20 protein-coding genes are annotated in these 21,022 nt (G+C 59.4%); 16 read left to right on the top strand and 4 right to left on the bottom strand.

Annotation, left to right across the window (positions count from 1 at the left end; all coding sequences use genetic code 11):
* From Q0936_RS06985 to mnhG, 3 genes are read left to right on the top strand one after another with little or no spacing between them, the layout of a single operon-like run.
* Entirely contained in the window at positions 1–501 is a 501-nt protein-coding gene (locus tag Q0936_RS06985) for a Na+/H+ antiporter subunit E (protein ID WP_299296791.1), read from the top strand.
* Complete coding sequence (locus Q0936_RS06980) at positions 498–785, top strand: K+/H+ antiporter subunit F (RefSeq protein ID WP_299296789.1); 288 nt, start codon at positions 498–500, stop codon at positions 783–785. The genes Q0936_RS06985 and Q0936_RS06980 overlap by 4 nt, the downstream gene beginning before the upstream one ends.
* Positions 782–1,168, top strand: a complete 387-nt coding sequence (gene mnhG / locus Q0936_RS06975; protein WP_299141218.1) for a monovalent cation/H(+) antiporter subunit G — start codon at positions 782–784, stop codon at positions 1,166–1,168. The genes Q0936_RS06980 and mnhG overlap by 4 nt, the downstream gene beginning before the upstream one ends.
* 4 nt (positions 1,169–1,172) lie before the next feature.
* Here mnhG and Q0936_RS06970 read toward each other — a convergent pair whose 3' ends face one another.
* Positions 1,173–1,790, bottom strand: coding sequence for a response regulator transcription factor (locus Q0936_RS06970; protein WP_299296787.1), 618 nt, complete (start codon positions 1,788–1,790; stop codon positions 1,173–1,175).
* Between the two features lie 254 nt (positions 1,791–2,044).
* Here Q0936_RS06970 and Q0936_RS06965 point away from each other — a divergent pair, with 254 nt between their 5' ends.
* The 6 genes from Q0936_RS06965 (at position 2,045) to Q0936_RS06940 (ending at position 11,467) form a co-directional block, all read left to right on the top strand.
* Positions 2,045–2,440, top strand: a complete 396-nt coding sequence (locus Q0936_RS06965) for a molybdopterin-dependent oxidoreductase (RefSeq protein WP_299141214.1) — start codon at positions 2,045–2,047, stop codon at positions 2,438–2,440.
* 43 nt (positions 2,441–2,483) lie between these two features.
* Complete coding sequence (locus tag Q0936_RS06960; protein ID WP_299296785.1) at positions 2,484–5,009, top strand: ATP-binding protein; 2,526 nt, start codon at positions 2,484–2,486, stop codon at positions 5,007–5,009.
* Positions 5,010–5,151: 142 nt separating this feature from the next.
* Positions 5,152–6,372: an NAD-dependent epimerase/dehydratase family protein gene (locus Q0936_RS06955; protein ID WP_299296782.1), complete on the top strand. Its 1,221-nt coding sequence runs from the start codon at positions 5,152–5,154 to the stop codon at positions 6,370–6,372.
* 83 nt (positions 6,373–6,455) lie between these two features.
* Positions 6,456–7,991, top strand: a complete 1,536-nt coding sequence (locus Q0936_RS06950; protein WP_299296780.1) for a cellulose biosynthesis cyclic di-GMP-binding regulatory protein BcsB — start codon at positions 6,456–6,458, stop codon at positions 7,989–7,991.
* Complete coding sequence (locus tag Q0936_RS06945) at positions 7,988–9,823, top strand: glycosyltransferase (RefSeq protein ID WP_299296777.1); 1,836 nt, start codon at positions 7,988–7,990, stop codon at positions 9,821–9,823. Before Q0936_RS06950 ends, Q0936_RS06945 begins: the two co-directional genes overlap by 4 nt.
* Positions 9,824–9,880: 57 nt before the next feature.
* Positions 9,881–11,467, top strand: coding sequence for a calcium-binding protein (locus tag Q0936_RS06940; protein WP_299296774.1), 1,587 nt, complete (start codon positions 9,881–9,883; stop codon positions 11,465–11,467).
* A gap of 40 nt (positions 11,468–11,507) precedes the next feature.
* Here the strand turns inward: Q0936_RS06940 and Q0936_RS06935 are convergent, their stop codons facing one another.
* On the bottom strand, positions 11,508–12,596 hold the full coding sequence (locus Q0936_RS06935) for a PQQ-dependent sugar dehydrogenase (protein ID WP_299296771.1): 1,089 nt from the start codon (positions 12,594–12,596) through the stop codon (positions 11,508–11,510).
* Positions 12,597–12,754: 158 nt separating this feature from the next.
* Between Q0936_RS06935 and Q0936_RS06930 the strand changes: the two genes are divergently transcribed.
* From Q0936_RS06930 to Q0936_RS06900, 7 genes are all read left to right on the top strand, one after another.
* Positions 12,755–13,954 carry an ABC transporter substrate-binding protein gene (locus tag Q0936_RS06930; protein ID WP_299296768.1) on the top strand — a complete coding sequence of 400 codons (1,200 nt, stop codon included), beginning with the start codon at positions 12,755–12,757 and terminating at the stop codon, positions 13,952–13,954.
* Positions 13,955–14,047: 93 nt separating this feature from the next.
* Positions 14,048–14,830, top strand: a complete 783-nt coding sequence (locus tag Q0936_RS06925; RefSeq protein WP_299296765.1) for an ABC transporter ATP-binding protein — start codon at positions 14,048–14,050, stop codon at positions 14,828–14,830.
* Positions 14,827–15,225: a hypothetical protein gene (locus tag Q0936_RS06920; RefSeq protein ID WP_299296762.1), complete on the top strand. Its 399-nt coding sequence runs from the start codon at positions 14,827–14,829 to the stop codon at positions 15,223–15,225. The genes Q0936_RS06925 and Q0936_RS06920 overlap by 4 nt, the downstream gene beginning before the upstream one ends.
* Complete coding sequence (locus tag Q0936_RS06915) at positions 15,222–16,043, top strand: ABC transporter ATP-binding protein (protein ID WP_299296759.1); 822 nt, start codon at positions 15,222–15,224, stop codon at positions 16,041–16,043. Before Q0936_RS06920 ends, Q0936_RS06915 begins: the two co-directional genes overlap by 4 nt.
* A 140-nt stretch (positions 16,044–16,183) precedes the next feature.
* Positions 16,184–16,468: a hypothetical protein gene (locus tag Q0936_RS06910; RefSeq protein ID WP_299296756.1), complete on the top strand. Its 285-nt coding sequence runs from the start codon at positions 16,184–16,186 to the stop codon at positions 16,466–16,468.
* Positions 16,468–17,478 carry a branched-chain amino acid ABC transporter permease gene (locus Q0936_RS06905; protein WP_299141190.1) on the top strand — a complete coding sequence of 337 codons (1,011 nt, stop codon included), beginning with the start codon at positions 16,468–16,470 and terminating at the stop codon, positions 17,476–17,478. The genes Q0936_RS06910 and Q0936_RS06905 overlap by 1 nt, the downstream gene beginning before the upstream one ends.
* On the top strand, positions 17,475–18,779 hold the full coding sequence (locus Q0936_RS06900; RefSeq protein WP_299296754.1) for a branched-chain amino acid ABC transporter permease: 1,305 nt from the start codon (positions 17,475–17,477) through the stop codon (positions 18,777–18,779). The genes Q0936_RS06905 and Q0936_RS06900 overlap by 4 nt, the downstream gene beginning before the upstream one ends.
* Here the strand turns inward: Q0936_RS06900 and Q0936_RS06895 are convergent.
* Positions 18,776–19,075, bottom strand: coding sequence for a Dabb family protein (locus tag Q0936_RS06895; RefSeq protein WP_299141186.1), 300 nt, complete (start codon positions 19,073–19,075; stop codon positions 18,776–18,778). The genes Q0936_RS06900 and Q0936_RS06895 overlap by 4 nt on opposite strands.
* A 179-nt stretch (positions 19,076–19,254) precedes the next feature.
* Positions 19,255–20,796 (bottom strand): helicase HerA-like domain-containing protein, encoded by a 1,542-nt coding sequence (locus Q0936_RS06890; RefSeq protein ID WP_299296753.1) that lies wholly within the window; start codon positions 20,794–20,796, stop codon positions 19,255–19,257.
* Between the last annotated feature and the right edge of the window lie 226 nt (positions 20,797–21,022).

The following is a 21,022-nucleotide window of genomic DNA, read 5'->3' as shown; positions in this document are numbered from 1 at the left end:
ATGAAGCGCCTGTATCACTGGTTGCTGCCACATCCTCTGCTGACGCTGCTGTTGGCCCTTGTGTGGATATTGCTGCAAAACGAGTTGTCCGCTGGCATGGCCGTTTTCGGCCTGATCTTGGGGATCATCATTCCGCGCGGTACAGCGATCTGGTGGCCCGACCAGCCCAAGGGCTTGCATCTGGGCAAAATGGCCAGCTACACGCTGGTTGTTCTGTGGGATATCCTTGTCGCCAACATCGAAGTGGCATGGATTGTGCTGACGGTCCCAAATGCCAAGCTCAAACCTGCTTGGATTGTTATCCCGCTGGATTTGCGCATGCCCGAAGCAATCACAGTTCTGGCGGGCACGATTACGCTGACACCCGGTACTGTGTCCGCAGATTTGTCCGATCAGGGTCGTTGCCTGTTGGTACATGTCTTGCACACTGACGATCCGGACGCCGTACGCGACGACATCAAATCCCGTTACGAAAGCCGCCTGATGGAGATCTTTACATGACATCCGCCGCTGGTTTCCTCGACATCGCTATCATCGCGGCCTTTGCGGCTCTTGCCATCGGTCAGGTGTTTTCGATGATCCGCCTCGTGCTCGGCCCAAGCGTGGGTGACCGTATCCTCGCGCTCGACACGATGGTCATCAACGCCCTCGGACTGGTTGTGGTGCTGGGCATCCGCCAGGGGGTTCAGATCTACTTTGAAATATCATTGCTGATCGCGATGCTGGGTTTTGTGTCCACCGTCGCGCTGACCCGCTTTGTCCTGCGCGGAGACATCATCGAATGAGCCCTGACATGATCGGAACCTATGCCACCGCCATTTGCCTGTTGATCGGATCAGGTTTTGTGATTGTTGGCGTGATCGGTTTGCTGAAATTCAACGACCCTATGACCCGCCTGCACGCTCCGACCAAGGTTGGCACCGTTGGCATTGGCATGTTGTTGCTGGCATCCATGATCCACTCATTCACGCTGGGTCAGACGTCGCTGCACGAGTTGCTGATCATGGCGTTCTTGTTTGTGACGGCGCCTGTATCGGCGAACTTCATCGCCAAGGTGGGCATTCATCGCCGCGCTTGTGACACGCCGCCGAAACCCAGCGATGACACCACATGGTCGACTTTGGACTCGCCCGACCCCGCTCCAGCCGCGGATGGCAAACAAGCCTGAGGTCTCAGAACAGATGGCGTTCCTTGGCGAGCAATGCCGCCTGGGTCCGGTTTGAGACACCCAGCTTGGCCAACAGGTTCTTGACGTGCAACTTGACCGTCACCTCTTGAATACCGAGGTTGCGCGCAATTTCCTTGTTGGACAGGCCAATGCACAGCTGCTCAAGCGTTTGCATCTCGCGTTCTGACAGATCCGCAAAGGTGCTGTCAGGCGCAGTTGACGTCTCTGGCGCGGCAAAATCGAACGGGAAATAGCGTTCCCCCGACAGAACGAACTTGATCGCATTGACCATGGACGCGGCGGTCAACGACTTGGGGATGAAACCATCAGCGCCGCGCGCCATGGCTGCATTTGCCACTTCGCGATTGGCAACGCCGGACATCAGCGCCACTTTTGTTGCCGGGTGCCCTTTGCGCGCACGGTCCAACCCGTCCAACCCATTCATGCCGGGCATGTTGTAGTCCAGGATCAGCAGGTCAATCGCATCCAACCCGCCCATCGTCTCCAATGCCACGTCCAGGTTCGGCGCAGTGAGCACTTTGAACCCGTCAATGGTCTCGAGATATGCGGCGATGGTATCCCGCACCAGATCATGATCGTCGGCCAAAAGGATATTGGGCATAGCAATCCGTCCTTGTTGTGACGTTCACAATCGCCTGAAAATGCGACGGAACAATGGCGTCCCTATACTTTGGTATAGGTAACTATTCCAATGCCCCAAACGCAAGCCGTCAGGACGCGATATGTCCAACTCAACACAGCATCGAAGGAACGACTATGGCAAAAGACTACCACTCACGGACATGGGCGTTCGTCTTCGGTCTGCTCATGTGTTGGACAGTCCCGGCATATGCGCAGTCAGTGATGGGGTTGCAGGTGACTGCTTCCCCATCACACTCCGCGCCGGTTGAACTGAGCCTGGAGGCGTTGGACGCCTTTGATCAGGTCACCTTTACCACCACGACGATCTGGACCGATGGCACAGTCGAGTTTTCCGGCGTTCCGCTGAAGACCCTGTTGGAATCGGTCAACGCGGATGGCAGCGCAGTGGAAATGGTCGCACTGAATGACTACGCAGTGTCCATGTCGCTTGACGCACTTGAGGACGACGCGCCCATCATCGCCACACGCATGAACGGCGAAACGATGTCGGTGCGGGACAAAGGCCCCTATTGGGTGGTGTTTCCCTACGACAGCGACCCCAAGTACCGGACAGAAACCAACTATGCGCTCAGTATTTGGCAACTGAACCGTCTGAAGGTCGTGGATTGAGGCGACAATGCCGCCTAATGTGACCCCAAGCAGGAGGTCGCGGGTGAAAGCAGGTCTGAACAGGTATCGCATTGCAATTCTGGCGGGCCTGGGCCTGCTGACGCTTTTGCTGAGCCTGATGGCCACCAACCTGCTGTCGCAACTGCGCGACCTTTCGATGGCTGCGGGCGACAACACGCAGTGGAGCATTGCCCAACTCGACACCGAGTTTGCCAATCTGAATGCGGTCTTGTCCGAACAACTCGCGGACCAGACCTATGACGATGCCGAAGTCCAACTGCGCATCGACATCGCTCTCAGCCGCCTGAACATCATCAACTCAGGCCGTGCCGCCGAAATCTTTGGCGAGAATGACGAAGCCATCGGGTTGATCCAACCGATCAATGATTTTGCCGATCAGATCATCGCACTGTCTGACCGCCCAGGGCCGTTGTCCACCCAAGAGCTGCGCCAGGTGCGCGACATGGTCAAAGATGTTCGGCCAAATGTGCGCAATATCGCGTTGCTTGGCGTGCGGCTGGGTGCGGAACAATCACAGGCGCGACGCGCCGAGTTCTCACAGCAACTATCGCGCACAGGCGGATTTGCGATTGCACTGTTGATTGGGATGGCGGGATTGCTCATCCTGCTCGACCGTCTTTTCCAACGCGCCGTGCGCCGTGATGCCGATCTATTGGCGTCCACCCGGCGGCTCACATCCACCGTATCCGCGTCGCTTGACGCAATCATCACCGCCAATGAGGCGGGCGAGATTATTGACTTCAATGCCGCGGCGGAACGTGTGTTCGGTTGGGACCGCGATGCAATTCTCGGTGAAACGATGGAGGATACGATCATCCCACCTCAGATGCGCGATGCCCACCACAACGGGATGAAGCGATATCTGAGCACCGGCAAACCGCGTGTGGTCGACGCCGGTCGGGTGGAACTGTCCGCTTTGCGCAAGACCGGCGAAGAATTTCCGGTCGAGCTGAACATCACCACGGCGCAGGACAGCGGTCAGCAGGTCTTTATCGCCTATATTCGCGACATCAGCGCCCGCAAGATCAATGAACAGGAACTGATAGACGCGCGCGATCAGGCCGAACGCACGGACAAGGCAAAATCCCAGTTCCTGACCGTGATGAGCCACGAGATGCGCACGCCGCTCAATGGTATTCTTGGCGTGCTCGACCTGCTCAGGACCACATCGCTGGATCAACGGCAAAGCCGATATGCCGACATTGCGACCGCCTCTGGTGAAATCCTCTTGGAGCATATCAACGAGGCGCTCGACATCACGCGCATCGAAACAGGTGCCTTGCAACTGACGCCGCAGGATTTTGACCTGTCAGATTTGATGACCGCGCTGACGGATGTGTTCGACCCTCTGGCGCGAGAAAAGAACCTGGACCTGACGCTGGACGTCGAAGACCAGATGCGTCGCGCTTTTCACGCAGACAGCAGCCGGATCAGGCAGATCCTGACGAACCTCGTTGGCAACGCCATCAAGTTTACAGACAATGGCGGTATCTCGATCAAAGTGGGTGGCATCCACGGTCCAAAATCGACCTCCTTGCGCATTGCGGTGACGGACACAGGTGCCGGTATCCCCGCTGAGTTGCAGGATCAGGTGTTCGAGGATTTTGTGGCGCTCGCGCATGGCGAAGGGCGTCAGGCACGCGGTGACGGGCTGGGTCTGTCGATCTCGCGCCGGATCGCCCGCGAGATGGGTGGCGACGTCACCTTGACCAGCACGGTGGGGCACGGATCAACCTTTGTGCTGTCCCTGCCCCTTGATCGTATCGAAGCCATCCATACGCCAAGCACGCCTGTCGTGCACCAACCCACGGAACCGGCGCGTCCGTGTTCCATCCTCGTGGTCGAGGACAATACGATCAATCGCAAGGTCTTGGGCGACATGCTGACCGGCATGGGCCACACCGTCCAAGAGGCCGTGAATGGTGCCGATTGTCTGGCCAAGGTGGATGACACCGCCTTTGACCTCATATTTATGGACATCAGCATGCCGGTCATGGACGGGATTGAGGCCACAAAAAACCTGCGCAACAACCCTGGCCCAAACCAGAACGCACATATTGTCGGGCTGACCGCCCATGGGCGTGAAGAGTACCGCGATGCGGCAGAACGCGCAGGCATGAACCGGTTCCACACCAAACCCATACGCCTCGATGCGTTGCATAGCATATTGGCCGACGTCACTGCCTCGTCCTTTCCCCCGAACGAGGCGATACAGACGCCGGGCGCTCTGGCTGATCTGATCTCTGCCTTGGGTGTGCCAAAGGTTCAAACCATCGGAGATACGTTCTTTGAAGAGTTGAACGCCTTTCTCGACGCCGCGCGTGCAGTAGACGACGGCAGCGCGTTGGCGGAAGCGGCACACAAGATGAAGGGCGCCGCCGCGTTGCTGGGCCAAGAGGCGCTTGAAACCCCGCTTGCAGCCTATGAACACGATGCGCGCGCGGGTGAGCTGAGCGATTCTGCAAATCGCGCGCACGCCATGGACAAGATTGCCCACCAGGCTCGAACGGCCTTCGATCAGGCTCTGACGGCTCACCGAAAGGCGTGACACCCTATCCGGACGGATAGTTCACCCCTTCCAATGTTCCACAACCTATCCCGCCGCGCGCCCCTTTGGCCCGTTTGGACGGTCTATTCCTTTGTTCATCAACACGGGCCGCTTGGAGGGGCCCAAACAAAGGAACAAAGACATGACAAACGCAAAAGACGTCCTCGTAATCGGTGGCGACGGTTTCTGCGGCTGGCCAACAGCCCTTCACCTGTCCAACCTGGGCCACAACGTCACCATCGTCGACAACCTGTCGCGCCGTGACATCGACGCACAAATGGGCGCCGACAGCCTGACACCCATCGCATCCATGGACGATCGCATCGCTGCATGGGCCGAGCAAACCGGCCGCACCATCGGTTTTGAAAACATCGACGTGGCGCGCGACTATGACGCGCTGTGCAAACTGATGCAGGCCACTCAGCCGGACACAGTCATCCACTTTGGCGAGCAACGCGCCGCACCCTATTCGATGAAGGGCGCCAGCGAAAAACGCTACACCGTCGACAACAACATTTCCGGCACGCACAATCTGCTGGCGGCTTCGGTTGAGCTGGGCCTTGATCCCCACTTTGTCCACCTGGGCACCATGGGTGTCTATGGCTACGACGACGACGGGCTGGAAATCCCGGAAGGTTACCTGCCGGTCTACATCCCGGCCGATGACAAACAGATCATCAAGCGCGACATCCTCTATCCGACCAACCCCGGCAGCGTCTATCACATGACCAAGTCCATGGATCAGCTCTTGTTCCAGTTCTATGCCAAGAACGACCGGATGCGGATCACCGACCTGCACCAAGGGATTGTCTGGGGCACCCAGACCGAGGAAACCCGCCTGGACGAGCGCCTGATCAACCGGTTCGACTATGATGGCGACTATGGCACCGTACTCAACCGTTTCCTGATGCAGGCAGTGGTGGGGCACCCACTGACTGTGCATGGCACCGGCGGCCAGACACGTGCGTTCATCCACATTCAGGACACCGTCAAATGTTTGGCGCTCGCCGTGGAAAACCCACCAGCGCGCGATGGCAAAGTGGCGATCCTGAACCAGATGACGGAAACCCACACCGTGCGGTCGCTGGCCAAGCTTGTGGCGGAAACATCAGGCGCTCAGATCGCGAATGTCGACAATCCCCGCAACGAAGCCGCGGAAAACGATCTGCGCGTATCCAACAAGACCTTTCTGTCACTGGGCCTGAAACCAATCACTCTGGCCGAAGGCCTGATGGATGAAACCCAGCAGATCGCCGCCAAATACGCCAAGCGCTGCATCCGCAAGATGATCCCCTGCGTGTCCACGTGGACGGACAAGCAGCGCCCCGGCGTGGTTCCAGCCAAGGCCAGCAAGGCGGCCTGACAAGTCCAGCACAGCAACAGCCGGATCCGCTTGGAGGTGGGTCCGGCGCACTGCTCTGCCACTTTTCTCAATCGGTGAACACAATGCGTATGATCGGTATCGGGCTTATGGGATTTCTCCTCGCAGGCATCGCCCTCCTGCTGTCTACGATGAACATTCTCGAAACTGGCCAACGCTATGCACGCGAAGTGCTGCAAGGCCCCCAACTGGTTTTTGAACCCCGTATCTCGGCCCCCAAGACCGACACGCACAGCGTGACAGTCTACCGGGCCAACCCGAACACACCCGTTGTTTTGTCCGGTTTGCCCGCCTACCAGAGCGTCGCCTTCGCCTTTCCAGTGGATGCGCGCCCTACGTCTGGACACCTCCAAATCGATGCAACAACTCAGGTCCTGCACGGCGTGGAAGGGGTGCTTCGCATCTCTATCCGAAACGCACGGCGGGGCGAGATGTTGCTGCGTTCAGGCGAGGCGGAACGGTCCTTGCAGATCCCCCTTTCACCGATGGATTTTGCAAGGCCGCAGTTGGTCGTCTCTTTTTCGCTGCAAGGTACCGCCCCCAATGTGCCTTGTGGTCCAGACACCGGCATCGCTGCCAGTGTTGAAATCGAGACGACCAGCGCAATTTTTCTGAACACCGCGCAACCTCTGACGAGCCCGCGTGACCGCATCAACAGCTGGGGCCGTGTGGCCCACTTGACATGGCCGCGCAACACCGACGCCAGTGGCATCGCAGAACGCCTGGTCCAAGCCATCGCTCTTAAACGGCGCGGTCTGGAGCCTCTTTTCGTCACGCAGATGCCTGACGCATTGGATACCGCGCAAACGGATGCAGCCCTTGCAGCCTTTGCGCCTGTGCCTGCGTTGACCGTCATAGGGTCACAAGCCTTGGCACAGTCCCGCGCCAATGCAGGTGTACGCCGGTTCCGCACACAGTCCACATGGCGGCACAGCTTTGACCTGGGGGCCACATCCAACGGCGTGCATGCCGACCGCCTTGACCTGCGCATGGCCGTTGGAGGGAACGTAGGCCAGCCACCAATGTCACTGAGCGTGACATTGAACGGCCGCCTTGTTCATCAGGCTCAGATTTCGGCAGCACAGACAACCATCGACGCGACCATAGTTTTACCGCTTACCTTCCAGTCGGGCGCAAATGTGCTCGAAACCGTCCTGACCACCACCGACAAGCGTGACGGCCAGTGCAGCGAAGGCCCAGAGCGGATCGCTGAACTGTTGCCCACCAGCCAATTGGTGTTCGGCGAAACGTCCTACCGTGATGCGACCACTGATCTGCGTGCGAACCTTGCCCAAGCCAGCCACATCACAGTGGCGGCGACATCCGGCGCTACGGCTGCGGACACTCTGATCGCCATGCACATCCTGCACGACATCGCACCCGCTGATGTGGCTCTGGCAGCCGCCAGCGACAGTGCCAAGGTTTTGCTCATCACGCCCGGATCGCCATTGCCCAATGTCACGGCGCCGGGTTGGATTGTGACCCTAGGGCCCGACGATTTGACGGTTCTGCCCCTCTCCAGCGCATCATTGGCACAGTTGGCTCAAGTTGCGCTTGTGGTCTTTGCCGCACCCCACCCAATGATCGAGGTGGCGTCATGACCGAAGCAGCGGACAAGCGCGAACAGATCAACTTTGTCTCGGTCGACAGCGCGCCCAAACGATTTGCTGGCCCCGTATCAGTCTGGCAAGCGCCCAAAATGATGGCCCTGTTTATCGTCCTCGCGGCAAGCCAACTGTGGCTGATCAACACCGACGCCGTGGCAGCGGTCTTTCCCAATCGGGACTACGTATTCTCGGTGCATGCAGGGCGGCATGCCATTGCCATCCGTATCTTCCTGCTCTCTTTCTATGTGGCTTTCGCCGCCTTCAGTTCTGGTGGGACTTGGGTGCGGGCGCTCTTTGCGCTGGATCTGGTGCTGACATTTCTGTTTGGCTGCGCCGCCTTTGATCTCGCCAACGCCTTTGCGCATCACCTTTTGGGCAACTCCTTCTCGCTGCACTTCAGTGCCATCGCGTCCGGGTTGTTCGGCTTTGCCGTCTATTCGTTCAAGCTGCTGGAACGCGGCTTCATGCCCGCCCGCATTCGCATCGAACATATCCCTGTCAGCCAATTGCGCGCCTGTGCCCGCCTTGCCGTGACGCTTGCCATCGCAGCGGCTGTGGCCATCTGGGTTGGAGGAATGGACCTGCATATCGTCGCGGTGATGCGGTCCTGGACCCTGCTTGGCGGCATTGGGCCGGGTGTGTTTCTGTTCCTGCCCGTGCTTTTCGGTCAGCTCTACGTGTTGGCAATCTACGACGTGATCACCGCCAAGAAATCACGCTTCAATCCACCTGTCTCGGTCATCGTGCCTGCGCACAACGAAAGCTACATCATCCGCGACACGATCCAGGCGATGGACCGGGCCGCCGCACACTACAGCGGTGAGGTGCACATCCTGATTATGAACAACAACTCGACCGACGACACCGAAGAGATTGCGCGCGAAACCCTCGCCAACTGCTCTGCCGCCAAAGGCCGCGTGATCAATGTGCCGAAACCGGGCAAATCAAACGCTCTGAACGCCGGGCTTGATGCCTGCGAGACCGAGTTTCTGGTCCGCGTCGACGCTGACACGTTGGTGGGCGAGGACAATTTCAGCCGGGCAATGCCATACTTTACCGACCCCGCCGTGGGCGTTGTGGGCGGTGTGCCTGTGCCACCCGGCGGCGCGCTTTTTGACCGCGCACGCCTGCTCGAAGTGCTTGTCAAACATGGGTTCTATTCCGTCGCTATGGGCGCGGTGAACGGGGTCGTCGGCATCCCCGGCATGTTCGTCGTCTACCGGACCCATCACCCCCGCTATCTCGGTGGCTTTGTCGAAGGAATGAACGGCGAAGACACCGACATCTCTTTGCGCATCGGCGAGTTGGGCTTTCACTCCGTTGTAGATCCCAAGATCCGCTACATTTCTGAGGTGCCGTCGTCCTACGGCCACATGCGCGAACAGCGGATGCGATGGTTCCGCTCGATCTACCACATCTCGTCGCGTTGCCGCGATCTGATCTACGGGCCGAATATGACCCTGCGTGGCAAGGTCATCCTGCCATACATGCTGGTCAACTCGGCCCGTCGGGCGATGCTCGTGCCCCTGATTGTGTTCGGCAGCCTCGAATGGGGCCTTGCTTTCAACCCAGACAGCCCAATCTTGTGGCAGTCAATCATCGCGGTCACCACCGGTGCGCCTGCCATCATGGCGGTGCTGTCCGCGCTCCTCAATGGTGTTCCGCGCGGCATTCTCGCGCTGCCCGAGTACCTCATCTTCCGCGTGTTGCGTGCGTATTTCACGCTCGAGTCAATGCTCAGCATCCTCGTGGATGCAACCGCCGAAGACCTCGAACGTGCCATCAGGCTCGACCTTGTCCCCGACCGCCCCATCAGGGTGGCGTGACGTCCCTCGTCTCTCTCAACTTCCAACCTCAAACCCCAACCTTAAAGAGTGAAAACAATGACCAGACATATCTACGGAACCCCCGAAAGCGATACCATCAACGGCGGCGCAGGCCCCGACCACATCCTTGGCAAGGCGAGCGATGACACGATCACCGCAGGCAACAGCGCCGATGCGGTCTACGGCCAGGGCGGCAATGACGACATCAGTGGGGCCGCCGGGTCCGACACCTTGCGCGGTGGCGCAGGTGACGACTCGCTGGGTGGCGACGCGGGCCAGGACAACCTCTACGGCGGCATCGGCAACGATACGTTGATCGGCGGCGATGTCGCCGGCGGCGGCGCCGGCGGTGGCGCAGGTGGCACCGATGACAAACTGTGGGGCGGCGCAGGTGATGACGTCATGGATGGCGGCACCGGCAACGACCTGCTTTTTGGTGGCAGCGGTGACGATACCATGCAGGGTGGCGCAGGCCAGGACCGTGCCTTTGGCGGCAACGATGACGACAGCATCGCGGGTGGTGGCGCCAATGACGTCTTGATCGGCGCTCAGGGCAACGACACGCTGAGCGGCGACGCTGGTCTGGACCGGCTCTATGGCGGCGCGGGTGATGACGTCGTTGCGGGCGGCACGGGCGCTGACCTTGTCCATGGCGGGTCGGGCAATGACCAACTGAGCGGCGCGACGGGCGCTGATCGCCTGTATGGTGCCAACGGAGCCGACAACATGACCGGCGGCACTGGCGCAGACAGCCTCTATGGCGGTGACGGCGATGACACCATCGACGGCGGCGCGCACGATGACCGTATCTGGGCCAGTGACGGCAATGATGTTCTGATTGGCGGCCACGGCGATGACACCTTGGGGGGTGGCACCGGCAACGACACGCTTGATGGTGGGACAGGCGACGATACGCTGTATGGTCGCGCTGACGATGACGTCATGGACGGTGGATCGGGCAATGATCGCCTGATCGCAGGCGCGGGCAACGACATTGCGGATGGCGGCGCTGGTGCGGATGAGATCCGCGGCGGGTCAGGCAATGACGTGCTGTCCGGCGGCACGGGCAACGACATCCTCCAAGGCCACCGCGACAACGACATACTGAACGGTGACGCGGGGCTGGATACTCTGATGGGTGGCAACGGCAACGACACATTGAATGGTGGCACCGGGGCCGACTTCCTCAACGGCGGCGCAGGTGGCGACGTTGTCAACGGCGGCGCAGGTGCCGACACGTTGGAAGGCCTCTGGGGCGCAGATACGCTGGACGGTGGGGCCGGTCACGACAGCCTCGACGGCGGTGCGGGCCACGACGTCCTGACCGGTGGCACTGGCATCAACACGATGACCGGTGGCAATGGTGCCGACAGCTTTGTCTTTGTCGATCACGGCGGACACAGCCGCGACACGGTCACGGACTTCAACGTCTACGGTGCCAATTCCGATACGCTGGATCTGAGCGCCTATGACTTCCTTGCCACCTTCGGCACCGTTGACGCCTGGGCGGATCAGGCCCTCACGACCGCGCAAGATGGGACGATAGTCATCGACCTCGCTGGCAACCAGAGCGTCCACGTCCTCGATCACGCAGAGATTGGCACGGCCTTTGCCGATCTGCTGGTCGACAGCATGATCTTCTGATCACTCCCGGCTCATCGCACCCATGTGCGGTGGGCCAACGCTAGCGCGAGATGCGATAGACCGCTCCGTTGCCAACGGAAATGAACAGAATACTGCCATCCGGCGCCTCGACAATGTCACGCACACGCAGCGTTTCATCGCTCTCGATTTGCTCAACTTCGCGGGCCGTTTCTCCGGAAACATCAAGACGCGAGATATAGCTGAACTTCAGCGATCCCACGAACATGTCGCCACGCCATTCGGGGAACATATCACCCTGATAGACCATCAACCCAGACGGTGCGATCGACGGGTCCCAGTAGTGCGCTGGCTGCTCCATGCCGGGTTTGGCCGTGCCTTCCCCGATTTTGCCACCGGAATAGTGCACACCGTAGGAAATAACCGGCCAGCCATAGTTTGCACCCTTCTGGACCCGGTTCACCTCATCACCGCCACGCGCACCATGCTCGGCGGTCCACATCACGCCGCGCGCATCCAAACCAGCGCCCTGCGGATTACGGTGCCCATAAGACCAGATTTCGGGCAGAACACCCGCTTGCCCGACAAACGGATTGTCGCCCGGCACCGTGCCGTCCCGGTTCACACGGACAATTGAACCATTGTGCAGACTGCGATCCTGTGCCGACGGTCGGTCGCCGCGGTCACCAATTGTCACCAACAACGTGCCATCTGCTGCCTCAACCACACGGCTGCCGAAATGCCGACCAGTACGGCCTCCGGGCGCGCTTTCGAACAGATCCCGCAGATTTTCCAGACGGGAACCGTCCGCGCTCAACTCAGCGGCGGCAAGCGCGGTGCCCGATCCGCGCCCCTGCTCTTTTGCGTAGGTCAGGAACAGCGACCGCGTCGTGGCAAAGTCGTGCGCCAGCGTGATGTCCAACAAACCACCCTGCCCCTCGGCAGCGACAGGTGGCACACCGGCGACATCCCGAACCTGACCACCCGAAATGCGCTTCAGCGCGCCATCACGCTCGGTCACCAGCAAATCACCATTGGGCATTTGTGCAACCCCCCATGGCTGGTCCAGGCCAGTCGCCACCGCTTGCACGTTCACCGGCCCAATATCCGTGTCCAGAGCCAGCGCAGCGCCCGGCACAAAAGTCAAACATGCAAGAATGAAACCGCGCATCACGCACCTCCTGAGGAAACCTCTTTCAGACCTAGTCAAATTCGCGGCGACATCCACCCACATTACCGTGTGTCCATTCCGACTATTCCCACTTTTCTTTTCGAAATGGCCCGCTTAGGCTCCGGCGCAGGAAAAAATTCCACAGGGAGTAAAAAAACATGAAAAAACTACTTATGGCCTCTGCCGCAACAGCGTTGATGGCAGGCACGGCTTTCGCAGGTGGCCACGCAAAAGAAGTCAAAATCGGGATCATCCTCGGCTTTACCGGCCCAATTGAATCGCTGACGCCGTCTATGGCGGACGGCGCTGAACTGGCGATGAAAGAAGTCACGGATTCCGGTCTGCTGCTGGACAGCGCCACAGTCACGCCCGTGCGTGCGGATTCCACATGTGTTGATGCCGGTGCTGCCACCGCCGCCGCAGAACGTCTGATCACCTCGGACAAAGTCGACGGCATCATGGGCGCCGACTGTTCCGGCGTGACCGGCGCGATCCTGAACAACGTGGCCGTGGCCAACGGTGTTGTCATGGTGTCGCCCTCGGCCACTTCGCCCGGCCTGTCGCACAATGACAACGAGGACAACGGCTTGTTCTTCCGCACCGCACCTTCGGATGCGCGTCAGGGCGTCGTGATGACGCAAGTCCTGATGGAAGAGGGCATCAAAAAAGTCGCTGTCACCTATACCAACAATGACTACGGCAAAGGCCTGGCAGACAGCTTCCAAGCGGCATTCGAAGCGGCGGGTGGCACTGTGACCATCAACGCAGCACACGAAGACGGCAAAGCGGACTACTCCGCCGAAGTCGGCGCGCTGGCCTCTGCGGGCGGTGACCGTCTGGTTGTTGCCGGTTACGTTGATCAGGGTGGTTCGGGCATCGTCCGCGCGGCGCTGGACTCCGGTGCGTTCGACACCTTCCACTTCCCCGACGGCATGATCAGCGCCAAGTTGCAGGAAAACTTCGGTGACGAAATCGAAGGGTCCACCGGCCAACACCCCGGCACCAACTCCGAAGGCGCAGCCATGTTCACCGATCTCGTCGGTGATGCGTTTGATGCCACATCGCCCTTCACACCAGAGTCATATGACGCGGCTGCTTTGATCATGCTGGCCATGCAGGCGGCAGACTCCAAGGACAGCAACGACTACAAAGAGAAGCTGATGGATGTGGCCAACGCACCCGGCGAGCAGATCTTCCCCGGTCAGCTGGCCAAAGCGTTGCAGATCATCAAGGACGGCGGCGACATCGACTATGTCGGTGCGACAGCGGTTGAACTGATCGGCCCCGGTGAATCGGCGGGCAACTACCGCCAGATTGTCGTCGAAGGCGGCGAAATCACAACGGCCAAGTACCGCTAAGCGGGAACGCCAAAAACTAAGACAGCCCGGAGTGCAAACTTCGGGCTGTTTCAATATCTTGAAGACCACTCTTAAAGTGGCGCGGGGAACCATATGATCGTCGTTGACTACATCCACAAACATTTTGGCGGCTTTCATGCCGTGGACGGTGCGACGCTGTCGATCCAACCGGGGTCAATCACGGGGTTGATCGGACCAAACGGCGCTGGAAAAACCACTCTTTTCAATGTGATAGCGGGCGTTCTTCCACCAACCTCCGGCACTGTCACCATGGATGGTGAAGACATCACCGGACTGCCGCCACACACACTGTTTCACAAAGGTCTGCTGCGTACGTTCCAGATCGCGCATGAGTTCAGTTCCATGTCCTGCCGCGAGAACCTCATGATGGTCCCCGGCGCGCAATCGGGCGAAACGCTGTGGAACACGTGGTTCGGTCGCAAACGTATCGCGGATGAGGAACGCGCGCTGGCCGCCAAGGCCGACGAAGTCCTTGAGTTCCTAACAATTGAACATCTGTCCGACCACAAGGCGGGCCAAGTCTCTGGCGGGCAGAAGAAGCTGCTGGAACTGGGCCGTACCATGATGGTCGACGCCAAGATCGTGTTTCTGGACGAGGTCGGCGCGGGCGTGAACCGAACCCTCCTCAACACCATCGGCGACGCGATCCTGCGACTGAACAAAGAACGCAATTACACCTTTGTTGTGATCGAACACGACATGGATTTCATTGGCCGCATCTGTGATCCCGTCATCTGTATGGCCGAGGGCCGCGTTCTGGCCGAAGGCACGCTGGACGAGATCAAAGCCAACGAGCAGGTGATCGAGGCCTATCTGGGCACCGGCCTCAAGAACAAGGACAAAGTGGGCGCATGATCCTATCGCTTCTTGTCTTGTCTATGTGGCAACCGCTGGACCTCCAAAAAACAAGTTCAGCTGAGCGTTTGATCTTCACGATGGGCGCCAAGGTCACCCATCCGGAGCACCACCAGATGTTCAGAGATGCGGAGTGTCAAATATTGGATCGAGGGATCGAGATCGGATTTGTCCTTCCCGGTCAGTTGCCCATCGGCGGCAAGACCACTTCGTTTCTGTGCAGCTTTGATACCTCGTGTGGCACACGCACAAAGAGGCACATTTTCCACACAGGTCTTTATGGTGCATGGAAACCTGCCGATAGCTTTGCCTGGACGGTCGGGGTCGCCTGCCCCGAAATGCTGACCCGAGACGCTTTCGAGCGGTTGCCGCAACACTTCAAGGACGCGCAATGACCAATCCCTATCAGGAAAGTCGCGGCAACAAGGATGCCTCGATTGCCAATCCAAAGGTAGCAAGCACGCTTGCCGTGTCACCCGGCACCAAGTCCCCCATGAATACGTCCGAAGCGTTCTTGATCGGCGACACGATGACCGGCGGCTATGGTGCGGGGCCTGACATCCTGCATGACTGCACCGTGGCGGTGAACCCTGGCGAGATTGCCGTGATCGTTGGTCCCAATGGCGCGGGTAAATCGACAGCTATGAAGGCGGTGTTTGGCATGCTGGACGTCCGCCAGGGCTCGGTGCGTTTGGACGGAGAGGACATAACCGATTTGTCGCCCCAAGACCGCGTCGCCAAAGGCATGGGTTTCGTGCCGCAAACGTCGAACATCTTCACCTCGATGACCGTGGAAGAGAACCTTGAGATGGGCGCATTTATCCGGCGCGACGATTTCTCAGACACGATGGCACAGGTTTATGACCTGTTCCCGATCCTCAAGGAAAAGCGCAATCAGGCTGCGGGTGAGTTGTCCGGCGGGCAACGCCAACAGGTCGCCGTTGGCCGCGCGCTGATGACCCAACCCAAGGTGCTGATGCTGGATGAACCGACCGCAGGGGTCAGCCCCATCGTGATGGATGAGCTTTTCGACCGCATTATCGAGGTGGCGCGCACGGGCATCCCGATCCTGATGGTGGAACAGAACGCGCGACAGGCGCTGGAGATCGCGGACAAAGGTTACGTGCTGGTGCAGGGCCGGAATGCGTATACGGGGACGGGCAAGGAGTTGCTGGCCGACCCGGACGTGCGCAAGAGTTTTTTGGGGGGATGACGGTGCACAATTATTCGGTTTTCTTCACCGTACTTGCGTTTGCATTTCCGAACGTGGTTTCCGCGCACGATGGTCAATTTAATTGTTTAGTCCAGAAAGAGTGTTCGTCGGTTACTCAATGTAAGGACACAAATGATCCTATGATGCTGCAACTTGAGCAGTTCGGCCTCTTTGTGAAAGTCGAGTTCCCGGCCAGTAAAGAGGTGTACTATCTGACCAATAAAACACAGCTCAGAGACCCCAAGATTCTCCAAGCCTCACGGCCATCAGTCTCTGACGATGATGGCATGTCTTCGCTCACCGTCTTTGCCAACGGTGCTTTTATGTACTCAGTCCATATGGCGCCCGATCAGGTTACAAAAGCCACTGTAGACGGAGCACAAATACGCCTCAAGTCTGGCTTCTGCCAAGGAGCTACCTCCTGATGGACTTTTTGAACGCTATCGTCGCCCTCTCCAACTTCGTCCTGATCCCTGCCATCGCCTATGGCTCCCAACTCGCTCTTGGCGCGCTTGGGGTCACGCTGATCTACGGGATCCTGCGGTTCTCCAACTTCGCGCACGGCGACACGATGGCCTTTGGCACCATGGCGACCATCCTGATCACATGGGGCTTTCAGGCCGTTGGCATCAGCGCGGGCCCATTGCCCACCGCTCTGCTCGCCCTGCCCTTTGGCATAGCGGTCTGTGCGCTGTTCATTCTGGCAACGGACCGCGGCGTTTACCGATTCTACCGCACGCAAAAGGCCAAACCCATCATCTTTGTCATGGTCAGCCTCGGCGTCATGTTCATCATGAATGGTCTGGTGCGGTTCATCATCGGCCCGAATGATCAACGCTTTGCGGACGGCGAACGCTTCATCATATCGGTACGTGAATTCAAGGCGCTGACCGGCTTGAAGGAAGGGCTGGCGATCAAAACAACCCAAGGCCTGACCGTGATCACCGCCGTGATTGTTGTGGCCGCCCTGTTCTATTTCCTCAATCGGACCCGCACGGGCAAGTCCATGCGCGCCTATTCTGACAACGAGGATCTGGCGCTGCTGTCAGGCATTAATCCCGAACGGGTGGTCATGGTGACCTGGCTGATCGTGGCCGCACTCGCCACGGTGGCGGGTGTGCTCTATGGGCTCGACAAGTCGTTCAAGCCGTTTGTCTATTTCCAACTGCTGCTGCCGATCTTTGCCTCCGCCATCGTGGGTGGTCTGGGAAATCCGCTGGGGGCCATTGCCGGTGGCTTCACCATCGCCTTCTCCGAGGTGATGATCACCTATGCCTGGAAGAAAGTCGCGGGCTACGCTCTGCCTGACGCTCTGGCGCCGGATGGTCTGGCCCAGCTCTTGTCCACCGACTACAAATTCGCGGTCAGCTTCGTGATCCTGCTGATTGTGCTGTTGTTCAAGCCCACGGGCCTATTTGCGGGGAAATCGGTATGACCGACACAGCACGCAACATTCTCTATTTCACCTTCATCGCTGTGCTGATCATCGGCACCGGGATGATGACATCGTGGAACCTCGCCATCACGATCATGAACTTTGGCCTGATCTCTGCGATCATGGCTTTGGGTGTAAATCTGCAATGGGGATTTGCGGGCCTCTTTAACGTCGGCATCATGGGTTTTGTCGCGCTGGGTGGGCTTGCCACCGTACTGGTTGCCATGCCGCCCGTGGGCGAAGCATGGGCCGCCGGTGGGTTACGCGTAGTGCTGTCGCTGATCCTGGGTGCTGCGACAATCGTGGGCGCGATCCTGGCCTACGGTGCGCTGCCCAAGGAGCGTGTGCGCGCTGTGGGGATGATTGCGATCCTTGTTGTGGGCTTCTTTGTCTACCGCGCCGTATTCGACGGTGGCGTGCAGGCAGTCGAGGCGGTGAACCCGGCGAACGCGGGATATCTGGGCGGTCTTGGCCTACCCGTCCTGCTGGCGTGGCCCGTCGGCGGTTTGTTGGCCGCTGGCGCCGCGTGGGTGATCGGCAAAACGGCTCTGGGCCTGCGGTCTGACTACCTCGCCATTGCGACGCTGGGCATTGCCGAGATCATCATTGCCGTTCTTAAGAACGAAGACTGGCTGGCCCGTGGTGTGAAGAATGTGGTGGGCCTACCCCGCCCCGCCCCCTACGAGATCGACCTGCAGAACGATCCGGGCTTTGTCGAGCGTGTGGGCAATCTGGGTCTCGATCCGGTCACGGCCTCGACGCTCTGGGTCAAGCTGATTTACGCAGGCCTCTTTGCCGTGGTGCTGGCGCTACTCTTTGTCCTCGCACAACGCGCCCTGCACAGCCCCTGGGGCCGCATGATGCGCGCCATCCGTGACAACGAAGTCGCGGCTGAAGCAATGGGCAAAGACGTCACCGCGCGGCACTTGCAGGTCTTTGTACTGGGCTCTGCCATTTGCGGCATCGCTGGTGCGATGATGACAACGCTGGACGGGCAACTGACACCCGGCACCTATCAACCGCTGCGGTTCACCTTCCTTGTCTGGGTCATGGTGATCGTGGGCGGATCGGGCAACAACCTGGGCTCCGTGCTGGGCGGATTCCTGATCTGGTGGCTGTGGGTGATGGTCGAACCCATTGGCCTGTGGGTTATGCAGGTTGTCACATCCGGTATGGCCGACGGCTATTGGCTGCGCGAACACCTTCTGGACAGTGCCGCCCATATGCGTCTGCTCACGATGGGTGTGGTACTGCTACTGGTCTTGCGCTTCAGCCCACGTGGCTTGATCCCCGAACGCTAAAACGTCACGTCCGCTGCGACCCGCATATCGCGCAGCGGGCGGACAATGTCGATGGACTGCTGATAGAGCGGGTGCGCCTTGTAGGCGTCCAATGCATCACGGTCGCGGAACTCAGCATAGACCACAACGTCCACCTCATCCGACAGGGCATCGCAATGCGTATTGCGCCGGACCGAGATCACGTCCGCATGCGGGTTCCCTTCGAGAATGGCCAGTCCGTCAAAGACCCGGTCCACATCTGCCCGCGCCTTGGCGCGAAAAAACACAACGTGACGCAAACGGTCTGACAGAGGCATGGCACACTCCCTAGCACTGTGACGGCGCCCGCAGATGCTTGGGGCCTGACCTCGACATGGCAACGATTGCATCTGATGAAAAGGGGACAAAACGCGCAAGGTGACATCACCTTCCGTTGAACAAACGCTCTGCCTGAGTGTGACCCGTTGGGTGCGCCTGTACGACGCACCGCCCGTGCTCAACGTCCTTTGAACAAACCGCCCAGAATACCCCGTACCATGCGACGCCCGGTGGTTCCGGTCAGTTCCTTGACCACCATCTTGGTCATCGCCTCGCCGAACGTGGCCCCACGCCGTTTTGGCCGCGACGTGGACCGGGCCAAGCCCTTTGCGGAATAGCGCCGTGCCGCGTTGAACTCGCGCAGCATCGGCGTCTCGTCTTCGGCCTTTTCCTCGGCCTTCGCCGCCTCATCCGCGGCTTTGTCGGCACGGGCCTTCAGAATTTCAAACGCCGACTTGCGATCCAGAGGTTCGTCGTATTTGCCCGCCATATCCGAGGTGCTCAAATGCACCTTGCGCTCGGCGTCGGTGATGGGACCCAATTGCGAAGATGGCGGGCGGATCAGGGTACGCTCAACAATCCCCGGCACGCCTTTCTTCTGGAGCATCGACGTCACCGCTTCGCCCACACCGACCTCACGAATGGCTTCCTCGGTTTCGAACCGGGGGTTTTCGCGATAAGTCTCGGCGGCCATGCGCAATTCCTTGCGGTCCTTGGCGGTAAATGCGCGCAAGGCGTGCTGGAACCGGTTGCCCAGTTGCCCCAGGATATCCTCGGGCACATCCGCCGGGTTCTGCGTGATAAAGTAGACGCCGACCCCTTTGGACCGGATCAGGCGTGCAACCTGTTCAACCTTGTCCACCAGTGCTTTGGGCGCGTCTTCGAACAACAGGTGCGCCTCGTCGAAAAAGAACACCAGCTTGGGTTTGTCCGGGTCGCCAACTTCGGGCAGTTCCTCGAACAACTCAGACAAAAGCCACAGCAGGAACGTCGCATAGAGCTTCGGCGCGGCCATCAGCTTGTCGGCCGCCAGAATGTTGACCACCCCTTTGCCCGCCTCATCGGTGCGCATCAGGTCCGACAGCTCCAGCGCGGGCTCGCCAAACAACTGGCTCGCGCCTTGGTTTTCCAAGACCAGCAAACGCCGCTGAATGGCACCAATGGACTGCGTCGACACGTTCCCATAGCGCAGCGACAGGTCCTTGGCGTTTTCACCAACCCAGACCAACAGGGCTTGCAGGTCCTTGAGATTCAGGAGCGGCATGCCCTCTTCGTCGGCGAGGCGGAAGGCGATGTTCAGGATGCCTTCTTGCGCCTCGGTCAACTCCAACAGTTGCGCCAGCAACAGCGGCCCCATCTCGGACACCGTGGTGCGTACCGGATGGCCCTGCTGGCCGAACATGTCCCAGAATGTCACCGGACAGGCGTGATAGGAGTAGTCCGAAAACCCGATCTTTTCTGCGCGTTCGGTAAAGGGGCCGTGCAGCTTGTGTTCGGGTGTGCCGGACTTGGCCAGCCCGGACAGGTCGCCTTTGACATCTGACAGGAACACCGGCACGCCCGCATTGGAAAACCCTTCGGCGAGGATCTGCAACGTGACCGTCTTGCCCGTGCCCGTGGCCCCCGCGATCAGCCCATGGCGGTTGGCGTATTTCAGGGTCAGCCCCTGCTGGTCGGCATAGTCCAGCCCACCGCCGCCGATAAAGATGCTGTCGGTCATGTCGTTAACCTTTTGTCCACGCGCCATTTCGGAGTGACCATACAAAGTTAACGATTGGGTGCCATAGTGTTTTTCGTTCCCGCCTAAATGTCCTCCTGGCGCGGAACACTTCCTCCCTGTCAGACTGGCCGCGCCTTGTGCGCGGCCTTTTTTTGTTTAGCGCACACGATCTTTACCTAAATGTCCGGAACCCCACACGCATCGGTGATTTCCGGTTGACGATTTG

This window comes from uncultured Tateyamaria sp. (genome assembly GCF_947488715.1).
In the GTDB taxonomy this organism is placed as follows: domain Bacteria; phylum Pseudomonadota; class Alphaproteobacteria; order Rhodobacterales; family Rhodobacteraceae; genus Tateyamaria.
This window is presented reverse-complemented; position numbering and strand designations above follow the sequence as displayed.

Coding starts and splice junctions, on each gene's coding strand:
- Q0936_RS06985 (WP_299296791.1), top strand. CDS start 1: ATGAAGCGCCTGTATCACTGGTTGCTGCCACATCCTCTGCTGACGCTG.
- Q0936_RS06980 (WP_299296789.1), top strand. CDS start 498: ATGACATCCGCCGCTGGTTTCCTCGACATCGCTATCATCGCGGCCTTT.
- mnhG (WP_299141218.1), top strand. CDS start 782: ATGAGCCCTGACATGATCGGAACCTATGCCACCGCCATTTGCCTGTTG.
- Q0936_RS06970 (WP_299296787.1), bottom strand. CDS start 1,790: ATGCCCAATATCCTTTTGGCCGACGATCATGATCTGGTGCGGGATACC.
- Q0936_RS06955 (WP_299296782.1), top strand. CDS start 5,152: ATGACAAACGCAAAAGACGTCCTCGTAATCGGTGGCGACGGTTTCTGC.
- Q0936_RS06950 (WP_299296780.1), top strand. CDS start 6,456: ATGCGTATGATCGGTATCGGGCTTATGGGATTTCTCCTCGCAGGCATC.
- Q0936_RS06945 (WP_299296777.1), top strand. CDS start 7,988: ATGACCGAAGCAGCGGACAAGCGCGAACAGATCAACTTTGTCTCGGTC.
- Q0936_RS06940 (WP_299296774.1), top strand. CDS start 9,881: ATGACCAGACATATCTACGGAACCCCCGAAAGCGATACCATCAACGGC.
- Q0936_RS06935 (WP_299296771.1), bottom strand. CDS start 12,596: ATGCGCGGTTTCATTCTTGCATGTTTGACTTTTGTGCCGGGCGCTGCG.
- Q0936_RS06930 (WP_299296768.1), top strand. CDS start 12,755: ATGAAAAAACTACTTATGGCCTCTGCCGCAACAGCGTTGATGGCAGGC.
- Q0936_RS06925 (WP_299296765.1), top strand. CDS start 14,048: ATGATCGTCGTTGACTACATCCACAAACATTTTGGCGGCTTTCATGCC.
- Q0936_RS06920 (WP_299296762.1), top strand. CDS start 14,827: ATGATCCTATCGCTTCTTGTCTTGTCTATGTGGCAACCGCTGGACCTC.
- Q0936_RS06915 (WP_299296759.1), top strand. CDS start 15,222: ATGACCAATCCCTATCAGGAAAGTCGCGGCAACAAGGATGCCTCGATT.
- Q0936_RS06910 (WP_299296756.1), top strand. CDS start 16,184: ATGATGCTGCAACTTGAGCAGTTCGGCCTCTTTGTGAAAGTCGAGTTC.
- Q0936_RS06905 (WP_299141190.1), top strand. CDS start 16,468: ATGGACTTTTTGAACGCTATCGTCGCCCTCTCCAACTTCGTCCTGATC.
- Q0936_RS06900 (WP_299296754.1), top strand. CDS start 17,475: ATGACCGACACAGCACGCAACATTCTCTATTTCACCTTCATCGCTGTG.
- Q0936_RS06895 (WP_299141186.1), bottom strand. CDS start 19,075: ATGCCTCTGTCAGACCGTTTGCGTCACGTTGTGTTTTTTCGCGCCAAG.
- Q0936_RS06890 (WP_299296753.1), bottom strand. CDS start 20,796: ATGACCGACAGCATCTTTATCGGCGGCGGTGGGCTGGACTATGCCGAC.